Source organism: Thalassobius sp. MITS945101, from assembly GCF_047123305.1.
Taxonomy (GTDB): domain Bacteria; phylum Pseudomonadota; class Alphaproteobacteria; order Rhodobacterales; family Rhodobacteraceae; genus Thalassobius.
The window spans coordinates 2,524,652-2,542,547 of record NZ_CP138918.1 but is presented as its reverse complement, the minus strand read 5'-3'; the positions used below and the strand labels follow the sequence as shown (position 1 = coordinate 2,542,547).

The window sequence follows — 17,896 nt, the reverse complement described above, 5'->3', positions numbered from 1 at the left end:
GAGGCCCGCGATGAAATTGCAGGACATTGAAACCTTTGTGGTTGCCAACCCGCCGCCACGTCACGGCGGGCGCTATTTCATCTTTGTCCGCCTGACCACTACCTGCGGCATCACCGGCGTCGGTGAGGTTTATAACGCCACCTTCTCGGGCCGCCTCTGCGCACTAATGGCGGAAGAGATGTTTGCCCGCCACTTTGCCGGATCTGATCCGCACCGCATCGAATACATGTGGCGCGCGGCCTATGGCGCCGGTTTCACCCAACGCCCCGATGTCACCGTGATGGGCGTGCTGAGCGCGCTGGAAATGGCCTGCTGGGACATCATCGGCAAAGCTGCAGACCAGTCCGTTTACCAGCTTTTGGGCGGTAAGATACAGGATCGCCTGCGCAGCTACAGCTACCTCTACCCGCCCGAAGGCGACGTCTATCCTGACCCGGAAACGCCAAACGTCTACAATGACCCGCATCTGGCCGCAGAGGCCGCGTCGGCCTTGGTCGACCAAGGGTTTACCGCGGTGAAATTTGACCCCGCCGGCCCCTACTCGATCTATGGGGGCCACCAGCCGCGCCTGGCAGATCTCGACCGCTCCGAGGCTTTCTGCCGTGAAATCCGCGCAGCTGTAGGGGATCGAGCCGACCTGTTGTTTGGCACCCACGGGCAGTTCACGGTTTCCGGGGCGAAACGCATGGCCCGCCGTTTGGAACCCTATGATCCGCTGTGGTTCGAAGAGCCGATCCCGCCCGAAAATCCCGCCGATATGGCCGAGGTGGCTCGCGGCACAGCCATCCCGATTGCGGCGGGTGAAAGGCTCTGCACCAAACAGGAGTTTGCCCGTGTTCTGCAGGCTGGCGCCGCCTCGATCCTGCAAATGAACCTCAGCCGGGTGGGTGGCCTTCTGGAAGCCAAAAAAATCGCCGGTATGGCCGAAACACGTCAGGCCCAGATCGCCCCTCACCTGTATTGTGGCCCCGTGACAGCAGCAGCAAATATCCAGCTGGCCACCACCTGCCCGAACTTCCTGATCCTAGAAAGCATCGGGCGATTTGATGGTCCCTATATGAACGTTGTCTCCACCGATATCACCTGGCAAGACGGCTATGTGATCCCACCCAAAGCGCCGGGATTGGGGGTGGCGCTGAACGACGCTTACATCGCTGCACACCCCTATGAGGGCGAGGCGCTGCATCTGGGAATGTCGACCATGCCGGTTCTGCCTTGATCCAAAACCGCACTGCCGCACCGGTTGCACAGCCGTGCAATACCACTCACCTATCGCGGGAAGCGCTGCATTTTCGTCGTTTTCTGGGCAAATTTTTCGCTGAAAAATTCGCCTGTTGCTTGCACGTCCTATCCTGCGGAAACTGCTTGATTTTCTGATAAAGGCCCAATTTTTCCAGGGCATCCAAACCTCGAAACCACCAGAAACCGAACAGCCAGAGCGCTAAAGCCCAATGGGCTGCCCCCCGTTAGTCTCTTCATGAACACCTGTTCACAAATTTTGAAGTCTCGCTGAATTTTTCCAATTACCTTCGGAGACACCGATGTTTTTTAAGAAGACCCTGACGATCCCGTTTTTGACCACGCTCACCCTGACAGCCTCCGGAGCCAGCGCCGCAAACGCTCCGATCGAGCTGGTGGGCTCCACCACTGTCTATCCCTACGCGGCCATTTCGGCAGACACCTTTGTGGAGAACCACGACTTCGCCTACCCCGAGGTTGCCCCTGTGGGGTCGACCGAAGGGATCAGCAGTTTCTGCACCGAAACCGGATCAGCCGATATCGCGCTTTCCTCGCGCAAGATCAAAGCCACCGAACTGGCCACCTGCGCCACCAATGGGGTGACCAAAATCATTGAGGTGAAAATCGGCTATGACGGGCTGGTCTTTGCCAACAGCCGTGACAACCCGCGCTTTGATTTCACCCCTGCCGATTGGTTTCTGGCGTTGGCCGCAGAGGTGCCTTCCAGCGAGGGCTTGATCGCCAACACGGCCGAAACCTGGCAGCAGGTAAACACCTCCCTGCCCGACATCAAGATCCGCACAATCCTGCCTGCGCCGCATTTCGGCACCCGCGAGGTGTTTGACAAGAAAATGATGCTGCAGGGCTGCAAGGACAGTGGTGCATTTGCTCTGATGATGTCCGCCAATGACGGCGATGCGGCTGCGGCCAGTCAGGATTGCCTGACGCTGCGCACCGGACCCTTTGTGACAGAAGAACAGGGCAGCATGCACGATGTCGTCCCCGTTGTCGCCAGCAGCGACACGGCCATTGCGGTGACCAGCCTTGGCTTGTTTGAAAGCAACGCACGGGATTTGCGGGCCAGTCGGATCAACGGGGTGATCCCGTCTAATGAGACCATTGCCAACGGCGCCTACCCCGTGTCACGCCCGATGTTCATGTATGTGAAACAGGGCAATATCGGCATCAAACCGGGGCTGAAGGAATATGTTCAGACGGTCGTTTCAGATGAGCTGTCCGGGCCTGAAGGGTTCCTGACCAACTTTGGCCTGGTGCCTGACCCAGATCTGGCCGCCACGCAGCAGCGGGTGGCGCAGGAAGAGGTCATGCGCCTGTCAAACTAAGGCTACTCAGCCCACTGACCCCGCCTCTGATTCACCAGTTGGCGGGGTCAAAGGCGTTTGGGCCGCACCTCATAGCCCGGTTCCTCTGCTTCCTCGTCCGTCATCTCGGCCGGAAATCCAGGCGCTAGAATAGTCAGGCCCGTCGCGTCTTCCAACCGCTTGATAATGTTCGGCGACAATTCGCGGGGGCCAAAGCGTTCAATCCCGTTGTCAAAGATCTTGATCATAAGCGGGTTGATCTCCAGCGGAATGCCCGCCCGATCCGCGACGGCCTGAAACAGGCCAATGTCCTTTTTGACCAGATCCATCGTGAAGGAGATATCGCGGGAACCGTTGAGGATGACCTGACTTTCGGTTTCATGTACAAAACTGGTGCCGGAACTGATGCGGATCGCCTCATAGGTGGTGGCCAGATCCATGCCCGCCCCTTTGGCCGTGACCAGCGCTTCGCAGCAGGTCAGCAGATTGGCGGTGGCCAGATAGTTGGTGATCACCTTCAAAACCGACGCCGAGCCCAGCGCACCGGTGTGCAGCACCCGCCGCCCCATTGTGGTCAACAGTGGCAGGACTCGTTCAAACGTCGCGCGATCGCAGCCCGCAAAAATTGAGATATTGCCGGTATCGGCCCGGTGACAGCCGCCGGACACTGGACAATCCACCGCCACGCCTCCGGCCTCGGTCACCTTTTGCGCCAACCGTTTGACCTCGGCTTCATCTGTGGTGGACATTTCCATCCAGATCTTACCGGCGCGCACCTCTGGCAGCATCTGCGTAACCACGGCGCTGGAGGCATCTGGGGAGGGCAAACAGGTGATAACGACATCGCACTCACGCATCATCTGCGCAGGTGCCATACCGGGGGCAGCACCGCACGACACGAACGTCGCAACCAATTCCGCGTTCAGATCGTGCACCCGAAGGGCAACACCGTTGCGCAACAAGGCCCCAGCCAGTTTCCCACCAATATTGCCAAGACCAATGAATCCGACCTGCATCTGTCCCTCCTACATCTGCGATACCCAGCATTGCGCCGCAAAAGAGGGGCTTGTGTCCAGTTCACAATTCAGGAAGGTGGGTCTATTCGCTGAATGTCGTCCCAGCTCAGATCAAACCGTGCAAGATATTTGCGCAAACGGTCGGCATCATTGCGACTGCTGCGCTGTGTGCGCGACACCGCGAATAGCCGTCGCCCCGCTTCACTCAGAGTTGCCGAAGTGCGGCAGGTGCGGATCACTTCTGCCATTTGAGCAACCTCAAAGGGATCAAGAGGTTCCGAGATCACCGTGCCGACCAGTTGCGCATCGGGGTCTGGGGTGGCCTTGGCCCAGCTGGCGCGAAGTGTGTCAATTTCTTCCTGCACCTGTGCAAGCGTTACCCGGCCACGCGGCGCCAGGGTACAAAGCCGCAAAACGGCACCGCCGAAGTCGCGAAAGTTGCCCGGCCATAGCGTGCTGGGCGCACGGGCAAACCGCAACCAAGCCTCTGCCGCATCAGCGTTGAAACCGATCCGTGTGCCCAGCACCCGCTCTGCTTTCAGAAGCTCTTGGGTCAGGTTCACCTCAATATCTTCGCGGCGCGCCCGCAACGGCGGCAGGTGAAAGCTCCAGGTGTTCAGACGTGACATAAGATCCGCCCGAAACCGCCCCGCGGCAACCATTGCCGCCAGATCTTGCGTCGCCGCAGCAATAACCTGAAACCGGCTGGTCACCTCCGTGTCCGAGCCGACCGGATAATAACGGCCCGTTTCAATTGCATGCAGCAGAAGCGACTGCTCTTCGAGGCCAAGCGTGTCAATTTCATCCAGAAACAGAACGCCGCCATTTGCCTCGCTCAGAAGCCCAGCTCGTTCGCTGCCTGCAAGGCCCGTGTGACTACGGCGCTGCCCGAACAAAGCAGGCAAAGCCGACTCGCCCCGCAGCGTGGCGCAATTGACCTGCACCAGACGGCCTTTGACCCTGCGGCGCTGCAATTTCATCTCATAAATGCGGTGTGCCAGCTCGGTCTTTCCGCTGCCGGCCTCCCCAGAAATCAAAACCGGCGCATCCGAACGTTCGGTCACATGTTCGATCCGATCGATCACCGTGTTGTAGGCCACAGACTGCGTGTCGATCCCACCTTTCAGAAGGTTGCCATACTCCCGAGTCTGCTGATCAAAACGCTTCTGAATGGCATCATACTGACTAAGGTCCAGATCAATCACATCCAGCGAACCGGGCCCGTCCTCCTTGCGGCGAGGTGGCCCTGTCTGGATCAGGGCGGCGGGGATGTGACGGCTTTCGGACAGCAAAAACCAACAGATCTGCGCCACATGGGTGCCGGTGGTCAGATGGATGTAATAGCGTTCGCGGTCCTCATCGAACCCGTAGCTTTGGGCGAAGTCATAGAGCTTGCCGTAGACCTCCTGCAGGTCCCAAGGGTCCGCCGTATCAATTCGCTGCAACAGAACCTCCGTCTCAGGTGAAGCTGCTTCGATATCGCGGCGCACGTCATGCGCAAGGCGGTTGAATTTGTAGTCATAGAGCAGTTCCAGACGGTCGATCGGAAACTCTGGCGCCGAGCAGAGCGCCAACGAAGGCCGCCAGCCCCGACGATGCCTTTGGTCCAGCTGCGTGCCGAGAAAACCGATCACCACATTTCTCATTGCTTATCCTACTATATAAATTACGATATCATCAGATCGTAATTTCATTTTGTCATTTTCGCAATATATCTAAAAACATTAGCAAAACAAACACTTACACCAAAATCCGATTTCTTTTCGGCGTAGCATTCTTAGCTGGCAAAACACTCTCACTGAAAAGTTGAGAAACAGACAGCAACGGATGATCCGCATCCCAAAGACCCGCGGCCCGGACCCATTTCCGGGCCGCAACCGTCACCCCGCGAAAGGGGAGCATTGACCGAAAGGAAAACCAGATGGAAAAGACAGACATTTTGACCGGCCACGATTTGACGGCATGGGGCCATGACCCCGGCCCACAGTTTCCCGCCCTCCTGGAACGCGCCAATACACTGCTGGAAAAGGGCGGCACGCCCGAAACGATCCGCGCAGAGCTGGCCAGCGCGATCCCCCCCAAGCCTGAGCAATTTGCGCTTTTGCCCAAGGGATCTATCCCCTTTCACGAAAACATCACCCCTGCTGACGAGGACGAAGAGGTGAACCTTGCCAAGGTGCGCGAAGCCATGCTGGCCGTGATGCAGACGCCAACCGTGATTGGCGGTGCCATCATGCCGGACGCCTGCCCGGCCGGGCCGGTCGGCACCATCCCGGTGGGGGGGGTCGTTGCCGCGCACAATGCCATTCACCCAGGCATGCACTCGGCCGATATCTGTTGTTCGCTGATGATGAGTGACCTCGGTGACGCCGATCCGAAAACCGTTTTGGACGCGGCCGCCTCGGTCACCCACTTCGGCCCCGGAGGCCGGCCGCAGGGGCAGCGGTTCACCGTGTCATTGGATCTGCTGGATGCCTTTCGCGACAACCCGTTTCTGAACAGCAAAAAAACTGTTCAATTGGCGCAGGAGCAAATGGGAACACAGGGTGACGGCAACCATTTCCTGTTTGTTGGCGTTTCGCGCCAGACCGGGCGGACGGTGATGGTCACCCACCATGGGTCGCGTGGTCCAGGTGCGAAGCTTTACAAGGCTGGTATGGAAGTGGCGGAACGGTTCCGTCGCCGTCATTCCCCTCAGGCGCTGAAACAGAACGCCTGGATCCCCGCCGACAGTGAGGAAGGCCAAGCCTATTGGGAGGCGCTGCAGCTTATTCGCAAGTGGACAAAGACGAACCACCATTCGATCCACCAGGCCACTACAGAAGCGGCGGGAGCCACGTCGCGGGAGCGGTTCTGGAACGAGCATAACTTTGTCTTCAAGCGCGGCGATGTCTATCTGCACGGCAAGGGCGCGACCCCGGCCTGGTCAGGTTTTGCGCCGGACGCAGACCCGCATGGGCGTACCCTGATCCCGCTCAACATGGCCGAGCCGGTGCTAGTGGTGCGCGGGCGAGACAGTGCGGACAGCTGGGGCTTCAGCCCGCATGGCGCCGGTCGGAACTGGTCGCGGACCGAACACATGCGGCGCTTGGGGACAACCACGCCAACCGAAGCGCTGGCGGCAGAGACCAAAGGGCTGGACGTTCGGTTCCACTCTGGCAAGGTGGATGCCTCGGAACTGCCGTCAAGCTACAAGCCTGCCGCTGCGGTGGAAGCGCAGATCGAAGCCTTCGATCTGGCAGAAATTGTCGACCGGATCGACCCTTACGGCTGTATCATGGCTGGGGAAATGCCGCGGTTCTTCCGCAAACGCAAATCCCGGGACTGACACACACCCCGCCCTCATCGGCGGGGTGTTTTATTTGGAACGGTTTTGGCCGATTGGCCTGATCGGATTCAGGCCACCGTAAATTGCCCCATCATGCCGCAGTCTTCATGTTCCAGAATATGGCAGTGGTACATATAGGGGGCCTCCTTCGGCGCGGGATGATCAAACTTCACCAGGATCTCGGACCAACCACCTTCCACATGCACCATATCCTTCCATCCCGCCGCATAGGCAGGGGGTGGCGTGCCGTTTTGCTGCAGTATCCGGAAGGAACAGCCGTGCACATGGAAGGGGTGCAAATCTTCGTCCGCGTTGATGCGCCAGACTTCGGTATCGCTCAGGCGAACCTGTTCGTTGATCGTCTCCATATTCATGGGCTGACCATTGATGCCCATACCACCCGCTTCACCACAGATGTTGCCCCAGTTTGCCGCCAGCACGGCCAGATCTTCGCCCCCTCCCATGTTGAGCGTGAAGCTACGGCTGCGCTGTGCCAGTTCAGGCTCGGCAGGTGGCAGCACCGCCAACCTCGTGGGCAATGTCCCAGTAAAGGCTGGAAGGTCCGGATCCTGCGTGAGTGTCAGCGCGGTTTGGGGGCCAGCAGCGGCCCCACCCAGAAGCCGAGTCCATAGCCCTTCAAACAGTCCCGCGGCCTCGCCGCCGCCGTAGGTGACTTGCAGGCTGTTGCGGGTCTGCAATCGCATATCCACAAGGATCTCATAACGCTCGCCTGGAGATAAGGTGATCTCGGCAACCTCCACCGGTGCAGCCAGAAACCCACCGTCGGAGGCGATAACAATCACCGATCCCGTTGCCAATGAGACGGTCAGGAAACGGGCGTTGCTGGCGTTCAGCAGGCGCAGGCGCACCCACCCCTGTGGCACCGCCCGCGCCGTTGGACCTGCGACGCCATTCACCACCAAGGTTTCTCCCAGAAAGCCTTCTTCGAACACCTCTTCGCTCAGCGCGTAGTGCAGCTGGCCGTTGGCATCAAAGCTCTTGTCCTGCAAGACAAGGGTCAAATCATCCACACCGTAAGTCTTGGGCAGATCCGCGCTCAGGCTGTCGTCATCCTCGACCAGCATCACACCTGCCAATCCTCGATAGGTCTGCTGGGCCGTGCGGCCGTGGGTATGGGCATGAAACCAATTCATCGATGCCCGCTGCGTGATGGGCACATCCGGTTGCCAGACCTGGCCCGGCGCCACCTCTTGATGGGGGCCGCCGTCTACGTCGCCGGGGATGTGCAACCCATGCCAATGCAAGGTTGTCACCTCATCCAGACCATTGGACACATCAAAAGGCAGCGTTTGCCCTTTGCGGACTCGCAGCACAGGACCAAGGTGGTTCTGGTTGATGCCAAAGGTCCGGCTCAGAGCGCCGCTACCAAAATTGTGCTGCCCCTCCTGCAACGCCAAATGCAAACGCTCTTGCGGTTGTGTGGCGAGATCCGTGAGCGGCAGGAGGGGCAGCGGTTGTGGCGCTGGTTGGGCAAAACCTGCCCCGGCAAGCGCCATACAACCTGCTCCGGTTCCGGCCAGAAACTGGCGGCGAGAAATGTTTGGGCTGGTGGTCATCGTCGGTGCCTCTTGCAATGGGAAGATCAGTCGACCTGGACCGCATCTTTGCGGCCAAACCGTGTCTGCACCTGCGCCGCCAGTACCAGCAGACCGCCAACGGTTGCTGCGAACAGCGCAACGGCCAGGCCCATCGTTGCAAAGAAGCCGATGCTCACCAACGTCATCAAGGCGGCTACAAAACCAAGGAGGACTGTCTGAATGCGTTTCACGGTGTGTTCCTTTCCAATCTGTTGATGAGACAGATTTAGGACCTCGATTTTGCAGTGTCTTGGTCGGAAGTTTACAGTTTTGTAAGGTTCATGACCCAACCGTCTCGAACCGCAATTCTGCCCGCAGCCCCTGCCCTTCGGATCCTTCCAAAAGTGCAAATTCCGCCTGATGCAACGCTGCGATTGCACGCACCATTGACAGCCCAAGACCAAAGCCCGCACCCTGTCGGGTGGCTTCAATCTGATAGAGCGGCTCCAGAACTTTCTGCCGTTCCGCAATGGGAATGCCAGGCCCCTCGTCGGTGACGCTGAGGGTTCCGTTTGTGACGGTCAACTGGATCGTCTGCCCCGCAGCCCCATATCGCAGAGCGTTCTGGATCAGGTTTGCCAGCAGCTGGACCAGCAACTCCTGATCGGCAGCCACCGTTGCGGGGTTGGTCACCTGAAGCACCAGTTTCTGCCCTGCATCCTCAACCACCGGTCCAAACACCTCAGCCACCTGTGCGCCGAGCGCGCCCAGATCTATCGGTTTGAACCCGGCCTTGCGCGCGCCGCTTTCGATCCGTGCGATCCGTAACAACGCATCAAAAGTGCCGACGATCTGGTCCACTTGATCCAAGGCAGCTTCCATCACCTCAGGCGTTATCGGTTGTTGCCGCATCTGAAGGTCGCTCAAGGCCTGTTCCAACTGCGACCGCAGCCGCGCCAGCGGGGTGCGCAGGTCATGCGCCAGATTGGAGGATTGCACCCGCATCTGCTCGATATTCTGGGCCAGGCGTTCGGTGGTCTGGTTGATTTGATCTGCCAAGACCGTCAGGTCATCTTCCCCCCCTGTCAGGGCAATGCGGGCGTCCAACTGTCCCGCAGCTACCCTATTCAGGCCTGTTGCAACCACATTCAGACGGCGCTGCGCCCTTCGTGCGATCACCGCACCAAACAGCAGGCTGGCCAGGATCGAAGCTGCCAGCGCCACCTGCAACCCGTTGGCCATCAACTCGCGCACCTCTTCCAAGCGCTCGGTGTCTTCGGCAACCAGAATGCGCTGTTCCCCCACTGTGCGCAGAAGAAACGTGAATTCGGGGAAGGACTGTTCAATGCGGCGTAGACGATGCAAGCCGTCGTTTTCGTCCAGGTCCTCCTCCAGAAAGAACCCCAGGGGTGCCTCGGTGCGGGAGCGGTCAAAGACATGTTGGATCTGCCCGAAAGCCGGGGCTGGCAGAGGGCTTTTCACGTTCAAAGCCGCCGCAACCTTATCCGCCTGAGCGTTCAAACGTGCCTCGGTCAGCCGGTCCATTTCCCGGGCCACCAGCCAGAAGGTTGCCGTCCAGGCCAGCGTCGTAATCAGCACAAACACCGCCAGCAACCCTGCCGTCTGCCGCAGCGCCGACTGGCGCCGCCATTTACTAAGCCGGGTCAAAAACATAGCCGGTGCCCCGAATTGTCCGGATCAGCTGATCGCCAAAGGGTTTTTCGATCTTGCCTCGCAGGCGGCTGATATGGGTTTCGACCACGCTGGTTGTCGGATCAAAGCTCATGTCCCACACCCGTTCCAGCAACATGGTGCGGGTCTGCACCCGCCCTTTGGAGCGCAGGAAAACCTCCAGCAGCAGAAATTCTTTGGGGTTCAGATCTATCGACTGACCCTGCCGTTTGCAGGTCCGTTTGTGCAGGTCGATGGCGATGTCGCCTGCACTGAGGACAGCGCTTTCGTTATCACCAGTAGCCTGCCCGCCCCCTTGGCGGCGGGCAATCACCTCAACCCGGGCCAGAAGTTCAGCAAAGGCAAAGGGTTTGGTCAGATAGTCATCGCCACCAGCGCTCAGCCCCTCAACCCGATCCTCAACATCGCTGAGCGCGGTCAGAAACAAAGCAGGTGTCTGAACCTTTGCCTGACGCAGCGATTTCAACAACGACAGCCCGTCCAGCCCAGGCACCATCCGGTCCAGAATGAGGACATCGTAGGGCTGCGTCATCGCCGCAACGAGCGCGTCTTTGCCGTCAACAAAGCGGTCCACCACATGTCCAGCCTCCTGCAACCCCTTTTCGATCCAGGGACCAAGGGTGCTGTCGTCCTCCAGAACCAGCAGTCGCATCAATGGGCCTTTCTGTGAAACCATGTCCTCCGACAAATGCGCCGGGTGATCCCTATAGAGCATGTTCATCCTTTCCTGAAAACTGGCAAGCCTTGAGAAGCATCCTCCGTTCCCTTCGCGCTATAGACAGTTGAGGCCGCGGCGCTTTCCGGGACACCGCCGCGCCCGGTCTGCAATCGCAGGCAGGCCCGTTCATGTGCGCTCAATGTTCTGTCAGGAGTTGTCAGAACCAGCACCAGACCGTCGGTCTGGTAGTCCCCCAAGTCATCATCCCCCACCCGCTGCCCCAATGCGGCATAGCCGGCGACCTCAAACGCCACGTGGCTGCCGACCTGAGCGGCCAAAAGCGCGCGGGATCGGTCCACATGGGGATCAATGTCATGCAGTAGCACCGGCAGGTGTTTGTAATACTTCACCGCAATTTCATCATCGCGGCTGATGGCGCCAAGGGACAGGCCCGCCCCCTGATGCCACCAGCGGATATGCTCGCGTGTCTTAAGGGTGCCCGGCAGCTGATAGGCGCTGTCTGCAGGGCGTGCGTTCAGATACATCTCGGACACGGGCGGCGTCCGGGATAGCAGCTGCCGCAGGTAGAGGCCAAAGCTGATCTGGTCATGGCTGAAGGTCTGGTTTCGTTGCCACCCCAACTGCGTCATTGCATCTTCAACAGCGGAAGCGACTGGAGCTTCACTAAGCACAATCACATTCACCGGTTGCGGCAAATGCAGCGCCGTAGGGCCCGGGCTGACTGTGAATGACGCCTCCGCAAGTGCACAAACCGAACCGGCTGGTGCCGCCGCCGCAGGGGCAGGTCCGTGCGGGTTCAGCACGAAGAAATAAGCCACGTTGCTGCTGGCGAACAGCAGACCGGCAACCAACAGCGCCTTGGCCCCGCGCCACGGCAAAGACCCGGCGCTGTTGCGTAAGACAAGATACACATTGGTCAAAAGGCCGGTGATCAGGGCGATGGCCCATAGGTGGGGCTGCAGAAGGGGCCCAACCCAGCTCAACACCTCAAGGCCCAACGCACCGTAGATCACAAACTGCCCCACCCCCAGCAAAACACCCACACCTGCGGCGGGCAAAAACACCCGTGGTGCCAGCCCCAGAGTGCCCGCCACAAACGGTGTGACCCAGGCGGTGGGGCCCAGCAGACGCGACAGGATCACAAATCCACCGCCACGGTGTTGCAGGGCCAGCGCCGCACGCCGCCAATGCCGCCGCCGATTGAGCCGGTGCAACAACCGCAGGGACAGCCGTGGGCCAAACCGACGCCCAAGGGCATAGCTGACAACATCACCAAGCCAAGCGGCGACCACCACCAACAGTGCGGGCCACAAGAGCCCCTGTTGTGCCCATAAAGCGCCCGCCGTCAGGAAGGCAACTTCGCCAAACACAAAGAAGCCAACACCGATCAGCGTGTCCCCAAAGGCCAATGCCGCCATTAGAAGCGCCCCCAAGGGACTGGTTGCTGCCTCCAGCAGGGCCGTCATCGCCGCGCCTCATCATAATGCCCAAATTGGTAGGGGATCTCCTGATTGCGCAACTCACCGCGGGTGAAACGGTGCAGATTGGCCCGCAGATACACCAGACCCGTCGCCAGCAATCCGTCTTGTTCCAACCGGCGCGGATCAAAGTGGAATTTGGGGCGGATCACCTTGGCCTTTGCACCTGCTTGCCGCGCCTTCAGCACGTAGTTGCAGTCTTCACAAAGGCTCAGATCCTCATCAAATCCACCAATCTGCTTGTGCAGAGCGAGGGTCGAGAACATACAGGCCCCAACGGCCGTGGGCGAGATATGCGCCGTCAGCCGGATGCCCAGATTGAACAGGGCAAACCCGATCCGGTAGCGCAGTTTCAGACCTTCACCGGACATGCAGACAATCCCTGCCTCAATGGCGCGTTGGTCCAGATCCGCCATCGCCTCGGCCAGAAACGATGGGGCTAGGCGGGTGTCAGCATCCAGAAACAACAACCGGCGTCCGTCGGCCGCCTTAGCGCCGGTGTTGCGGCCCAGCGAAACCCCGCGCCGCTGCATTTCAGTAATGCGAAACGTCTTGAACCCGACAGAGGCCGCCCGCGAGCAGGCAACAGTGTCGTCGTCGCTGTTGCTGTCCACATGCAAGATCTCGAAATCCTGGAAACTCTGCGCCTGCAGATCCGCCAGCAACTGCGGCAGACGGCGGGCCTCATTCAGGGTGATAATGACGATCGAAAGGGCGGGACGTGACATGGAAACCTCGTGGTAGGAGCTGCTTTTGCAGCGTTGTCGAGGTTTTGCCCTTCCAATTTCGCCCAGACCTGTGCCCAAGTTTACATTTTTGTAAGAGAGCCTCAGAGCGCACCCAATCTCATTTCAAAACAAATCCTTACCGGTTTTGCCTGCCCAGCCAGAAGGCCCCAGAAAACTACGCAACCGTATGGTCCTTAAGTGCTGCGTGAGAATTCACACATGACATAAGTCAATTCTTTGTGAGCGGCCCTGCCCTAGCGTTTACGAGAATCTTCGCAAGCCAATGCCGAGCCAACGCAATGACGCAACATGTGCCAGCCAAACGCGCCTTTTTGAAAGGCAACTTTCACGCCCGCGCGGCGTTGCGCCCTTTTGGGGCCATGGCCCCGGGTGCGTTTGAAGAATCCTGCACCCAATGCGGCGCCTGTGCCCGCGCCTGCCCAGAGGCCATCATCTACCGCGACAGCGACGGCCTGCCGGTTTTGAATTTCCAAGCCGGTGAATGCACCTTTTGCGCTGCCTGCATCGAAGTGTGCGATCCACAAGCGCTGCAGATGGAGCAACCCTGGAACTGGCAGGCTGTGATCGGTCAAAGCTGCATGTCGCTGAACGGCATCGCTTGCCGGGCCTGCGAAGATCACTGCGACGCCCGCGCCATTCGGTTCCGTTTGGAAACCGGTGGTCGGGCAACCCCGTCGATCGATCAGGACAGCTGCACCGGCTGTGGCGCCTGTGCCGCCCCCTGCCCCAGCAATGCGATCAGTTTTGCTTTGCCTGCGGCCAACCCCAACACCGCGCATGATGGAGGACACCCATGCTGAATATCTGCGGATGCCTAGTGCACTGCCACCCCGATCAGGTGACCGACATATCCGGCGCCATCAATGCCATTGAGGGATGTGACACCCATGCCGCCGAGCAAGGCCGCATCGTGGTGACCGCCGAAGACACCGACGACAAACGCGCCTCTGACCTGATCATGAAGATGCATCAGATCCCCGGCGTGCTGACCGTCACACTCACCTATCACCATTTCGAAGCGCTGGAGGCCGAAGCCGCCACAGCGCCGGCACTCTGAGGAGGTATCGCCATGACAGTACCAACGTCCCGACGCTCATTCTTGAAAGCCTCGGCTGCGGCCGCCACCGCTTCGGCGGCGGGGATTTCCCTGCCGCAATCAACGGCAGCTGCCACCAGCGCCACGGTAGGCACCCCCGACATCCGCTGGGACAAAGCCGCCTGCCGGTTCTGCGGCACCGGCTGCTCTGTTCTGGTTGGCACTAAGGAGGGCCGCGTCGTGGCTACTCAGGGCGATCCCGAAGCCCCGGTGAACCGCGGTTTGAACTGCGTTAAAGGCTATTTCCTGTCCAAAATCATGTATGGCGAGGATCGCCTGACCCAGCCGATGCTGCGGATGACCGATGGCAAGTTCGACAAAGAAGGCGAATTTACCCCGATCTCCTGGGACGCAGCCTTCGATATCATGGCCGAGAAGTTCAAAAAGGCATTGAAGGAAAAGGGCCCCACCGGCATCGGCATGTTCGGCTCGGGCCAGTGGACCGTCTGGGAAGGCTATGCCGCCGCCAAACTGATGAAGGCGGGCTTCCTTTCAAACAACATCGACCCGAACGCACGTCACTGCATGGCCTCGGCTGTGGCCGGGTTTATCCGCACCTTCGGCATCGATGAGCCGATGGGCTGCTACGACGATCTGGAGGCGGCAGACACCTTTGTGCTCTGGGGCTCCAACATGGCGGAGATGCACCCAATCCTGTGGTCGCGCCTAACCGACACCCGTCTGACCAAACCGGGCTGTGAAGTGCATGTGCTGTCGACCTTCGAACACCGGTCCTTTGAACTGGCAGACAACGGCATGGTGTTTGAGCCGCAGACCGATCTGGCGATCTTGAACTACATCGCCAACTACATCATCTCGACCGGCGCGGTGAACGAAGAGTTTGTCAAAAACCACGTCAATATCACCAAGACAAACACCGATATTGGCTTTGGCCTGCGCCCCGAAAACGCGCTGGAACAGTCGGCTGAAAACCCGGCGCATGAGGGCAAACATGGCAAGCTGACCAAAATCAGCTTTGACGAATATGCCGAGTCGGTTGCCAAATACACTGCCGAATATGTCTCGGAGCTGTCGGGCGTGCCCGTCAGCAAACTGGAACGTCTGGCCAAACAATATGCCGACCCCGACCGCAAGGTGATGTCGCTTTGGACCATGGGGTTCAACCAGCACACCCGCGGCACATGGGTGAATTCGCTGATGTACAATGTCCACCTTCTGGTTGGCAAAATCTCGGAACCCGGCAACTCGCCCTTCTCGCTCACCGGTCAACCCTCGGCCTGTGGCACCGCCCGCGAGGTTGGCACCTTTGCCCACCGTCTTCCCGCTGACATGGTGGTGGCGAAAGAGGCACACCGAACCTTCTCGGAAGAGAAGTGGAAGCTGCCAAAAGGCATCCTGAACGGCAAACCGGGGGCCCATGCGGTGCTGCAGCACCGTCACCTGAAAGACGGCAAGATCAACGCCTATTGGGTGCAGTGCACCAACAACATGCAGGCAGCGCCAAACATCAACGAAGAAGGTCTGCCGGGCTATCGCAATCCAGACAATTTCATCGTGGTCTCTGACCCCTACCCAACCGTGACCGCAATGGCCGCTGATCTGATCCTGCCAACCGCGATGTGGGTGGAAAAAGAAGGTGCCTACGGTAACGCCGAACGGCGCACCCAGTTCTGGCGCCAGCAGGTGAAGGCCCCGGGTGAGTCGAAATCGGACCTCTGGCAGCTGGTCGAGTTCTCCAAACGGTTCACCACCGATGAAGTCTGGCCAGCGGAGGTGCTTGACGCCCATCCCGAATACAAAGGGAAAACCCTCTATGAGGTGCTCTACGCCAATGGGCAGGTCGACAAATACCCGCTTTCGGAAACGGCAGAAGGGTTTGACAACGACGAATCCGAAGACTTTGGCTTCTACCTGCAAAAAGGTCTGTTTGAGGAATACGCCGGTTTTGGACGCGGCAAGGCCCACGATCTGGCCCCGTTCGAGGAATACCATCAGGCGCGCGGCATGCGCTGGCCTGTCGTGGATGGCAAGGAAACGCTTTACCGGTTCCGCGAAGGCTACGATCCCTATGTGCCCGAAGGTGAAGGTGTGCGGTTCTACGGCAAGCCCGATGGCAAGGCGAATATCATCTTTGCCCCCTATGAGGCCCCGCCGGAAATGCCCGACAGCGACTATGACCTCTGGCTCATCACCGGTCGTGTGCTGGAACATTGGCATTCCGGGTCAATGACCCGTCGGGTGCCGGAACTGCACCGGTCGTTCCCCAATGCGGTGGTGTTCATGCACCCCGAAGATGCCAAGGAGCGGGGTTTGCGCCGTGGTCAGGAAATTACCCTGTCGACCCGCCGCGGCGAGGTCAGCAGCCGGGTGGAAACCCGTGGCCGCAACAAGATGCCACGTGGTTCGGTCTTTATGCCCTGGTTCGACGAAAGCCAGTTGACCAACAAGCTGACGCTCGACGCCACCTGCCCGATTTCCAAGGAAACCGACTTCAAGAAATGCGCCAGCAAGGTCGAACGCGCCTGATCCCATTGGGGCGGGTTCCCCCGCCCCGACCAGACCTGATCAGGTCCGACCAGCCCCATCAGGTGCAAGCCACCTGTGCAAGTCACGGAGATGAAAAATGAAAATGCCTAAATCAATCGCTGCCGCCACGCTCGCCGCTGTTGTGGTTCTGGCTGGCGTCGCATTGGCGCAAGACATCGCGGTCAATTCGCTGCGCGGTGCTGAGGTGGGTGACCAACTGGGTGCCGCTTCAAACAGCCATCAAGAAGAGAAACGGTTCGTGCGCAACTACCGCCTGCAGCCGCCGCTGGTGCCGCATGCAATTGACCAATACCAGATCGACCGCAACGCCAACCAATGTTTGGCCTGCCACGACTGGTCCAACGCCGGCGATCGCGGGGCGCCCACCCTGTCGATGACCCACTATCAGGACCGCGAAGGCAACCATCTGGACGCAGTCGCTGGCACCCGCTGGTTCTGCAACCAGTGCCACGTGCCGCAGGCGGACACGCCGCCGCTGGTCAACAATACCTTTGAGCCCTCGCATTAATCCCGGAAAGGAGCAGTTCCATGTCTGAAAAAGGCATCTCGACGCCACGGCCGGGCTTTTTCCGGCGTCTGTGGCGCTTCCTCGCAACCCCGTCTGGGGTGTTCTCCCTTGGTCTTTTGCTCTTCGTCGGGTTCGGCTCGGGCATCGTGTTCTGGGGCGGCTTCCACTGGGCGTTGGAAATGACCAACCGCGAAGAATTCTGTATCTCGTGCCATGAGATGAAGGACAACGTCTATGCGGAATACGAAGGCACGGTGCACCAGAACAATGCTTCTGGCGTGCGCGCCACCTGTCCCGATTGTCATGTTCCCAAGGCCTGGGGGCCCAAAATGGTCCGCAAGATCAAGGCCACCAAAGAACTTTACGGCCACTTCATCACCAAATCCATCGACACCCCCGAAAAGTTTGAGGACATGCGGCTGAAACTGGCGGCAAACGAATGGAAACGGATGAAGAAAACTGACTCCAAGGAATGCCGCAACTGTCACGCCTTCGAGTTTATGGATTTCACCTATCAGGAAAACCGCGCTGCGGCGAACCACCAGACGGCGCTGGATGAGGGCAAGACCTGCATCGATTGCCATCAGGGCATCGCCCACAATCTGCCGGCTGGCTATCTGGAGAAATACGAAGAAGTGGTTGCGGAAATGGATGGCCAGAACCTGCTGCCCCAATCCAAGCCCAACGAAAGCGCGAAACGCGAAATGCAGACTTACCTCGACAGCCAATAGTCCCTTGTTGGT

The 17,896-nt window shown here is 59.3% G+C and carries 16 protein-coding genes; 8 read left to right on the top strand and 8 right to left on the bottom strand.

The genetic code is table 11. From position 1 onward, the window contains the following. Positions 1-10 precede the first annotated feature (10 nt). Together SIC14_RS12660 and SIC14_RS12655 are read left to right on the top strand one after the other, a co-directional pair. Positions 11-1,219, top strand: a complete 1,209-nt coding sequence (locus SIC14_RS12660; protein WP_412562285.1) for a mandelate racemase/muconate lactonizing enzyme family protein — start codon at positions 11-13, stop codon at positions 1,217-1,219. A gap of 322 nt (positions 1,220-1,541) precedes the next feature. Next, positions 1,542-2,582, top strand: coding sequence for a PstS family phosphate ABC transporter substrate-binding protein (locus SIC14_RS12655; protein WP_412562284.1), 1,041 nt, complete (start codon positions 1,542-1,544; stop codon positions 2,580-2,582). Positions 2,583-2,629: 47 nt separating this feature from the next. Here SIC14_RS12655 and SIC14_RS12650 read toward each other — a convergent pair whose 3' ends face one another. Beyond that, positions 2,630-3,577, bottom strand: coding sequence for an NAD(P)-dependent oxidoreductase (locus SIC14_RS12650; protein WP_412562283.1), 948 nt, complete (start codon positions 3,575-3,577; stop codon positions 2,630-2,632). A gap of 68 nt (positions 3,578-3,645) precedes the next feature. Next, positions 3,646-5,211 carry an RNA repair transcriptional activator RtcR family protein gene (locus SIC14_RS12645; RefSeq protein WP_412562282.1) on the bottom strand — a complete coding sequence of 522 codons (1,566 nt, stop codon included), beginning with the start codon at positions 5,209-5,211 and terminating at the stop codon, positions 3,646-3,648. A 287-nt stretch (positions 5,212-5,498) separates the two neighbouring features. Between SIC14_RS12645 and SIC14_RS12640 the strand changes: the two genes are divergently transcribed. Next, a complete protein-coding gene (locus SIC14_RS12640) occupies positions 5,499-6,905 on the top strand; it encodes an RtcB family protein (protein ID WP_412562281.1) in 1,407 nt (468 codons plus the stop codon). 68 nt (positions 6,906-6,973) lie between these two features. Here the strand turns inward: SIC14_RS12640 and SIC14_RS12635 are convergent, their stop codons facing one another. The 6 genes from SIC14_RS12635 to SIC14_RS12610 form a co-directional block, all read right to left on the bottom strand. Further along, complete coding sequence (locus tag SIC14_RS12635) at positions 6,974-8,482, bottom strand: multicopper oxidase domain-containing protein (RefSeq protein ID WP_412562280.1); 1,509 nt, start codon at positions 8,480-8,482, stop codon at positions 6,974-6,976. A 26-nt stretch (positions 8,483-8,508) separates the two neighbouring features. Further along, positions 8,509-8,694, bottom strand: a complete 186-nt coding sequence (locus tag SIC14_RS12630) for a hypothetical protein (RefSeq protein ID WP_412562279.1) — start codon at positions 8,692-8,694, stop codon at positions 8,509-8,511. Positions 8,695-8,782: 88 nt separating this feature from the next. Continuing rightward, a complete protein-coding gene (locus tag SIC14_RS12625; protein ID WP_412562278.1) occupies positions 8,783-10,117 on the bottom strand; it encodes a sensor histidine kinase in 1,335 nt (444 codons plus the stop codon). After that, complete coding sequence (locus SIC14_RS12620) at positions 10,098-10,787, bottom strand: winged helix-turn-helix domain-containing protein (protein WP_412562277.1); 690 nt, start codon at positions 10,785-10,787, stop codon at positions 10,098-10,100. Before SIC14_RS12620 ends, SIC14_RS12625 begins: the two co-directional genes overlap by 20 nt. A 65-nt stretch (positions 10,788-10,852) precedes the next feature. Then, positions 10,853-12,280 carry an LssY C-terminal domain-containing protein gene (locus SIC14_RS12615; RefSeq protein ID WP_412562276.1) on the bottom strand — a complete coding sequence of 476 codons (1,428 nt, stop codon included), beginning with the start codon at positions 12,278-12,280 and terminating at the stop codon, positions 10,853-10,855. Next, positions 12,277-13,020 (bottom strand): glycosyltransferase, encoded by a 744-nt coding sequence (locus tag SIC14_RS12610; protein WP_412562275.1) that lies wholly within the window; start codon positions 13,018-13,020, stop codon positions 12,277-12,279. The genes SIC14_RS12615 and SIC14_RS12610 overlap by 4 nt, the downstream gene beginning before the upstream one ends. Positions 13,021-13,319: 299 nt before the next feature. On the opposite strand from SIC14_RS12610, the gene SIC14_RS12605 reads away from it, so the two are divergent. The 5 genes from SIC14_RS12605 (at position 13,320) to SIC14_RS12585 (ending at position 17,884) form a co-directional block, all read left to right on the top strand. Then, positions 13,320-13,841 (top strand): ferredoxin-type protein NapF, encoded by a 522-nt coding sequence (locus tag SIC14_RS12605; RefSeq protein ID WP_412562274.1) that lies wholly within the window; start codon positions 13,320-13,322, stop codon positions 13,839-13,841. Further along, a complete protein-coding gene (locus SIC14_RS12600) occupies positions 13,835-14,098 on the top strand; it encodes a chaperone NapD (protein WP_412562273.1) in 264 nt (87 codons plus the stop codon). Before SIC14_RS12605 ends, SIC14_RS12600 begins: the two co-directional genes overlap by 7 nt. Before the next feature lie 12 nt (positions 14,099-14,110). Further along, positions 14,111-16,624, top strand: a complete 2,514-nt coding sequence (gene napA, locus SIC14_RS12595; RefSeq protein WP_412562272.1) for a nitrate reductase catalytic subunit NapA — start codon at positions 14,111-14,113, stop codon at positions 16,622-16,624. A gap of 97 nt (positions 16,625-16,721) precedes the next feature. Further along, positions 16,722-17,153: a nitrate reductase cytochrome c-type subunit gene (locus SIC14_RS12590; RefSeq protein ID WP_412562271.1), complete on the top strand. Its 432-nt coding sequence runs from the start codon at positions 16,722-16,724 to the stop codon at positions 17,151-17,153. Positions 17,154-17,173: 20 nt separating this feature from the next. Further along, positions 17,174-17,884 (top strand): NapC/NirT family cytochrome c, encoded by a 711-nt coding sequence (locus SIC14_RS12585; protein ID WP_412562270.1) that lies wholly within the window; start codon positions 17,174-17,176, stop codon positions 17,882-17,884. Positions 17,885-17,896: the final 12 nt, after the last annotated feature.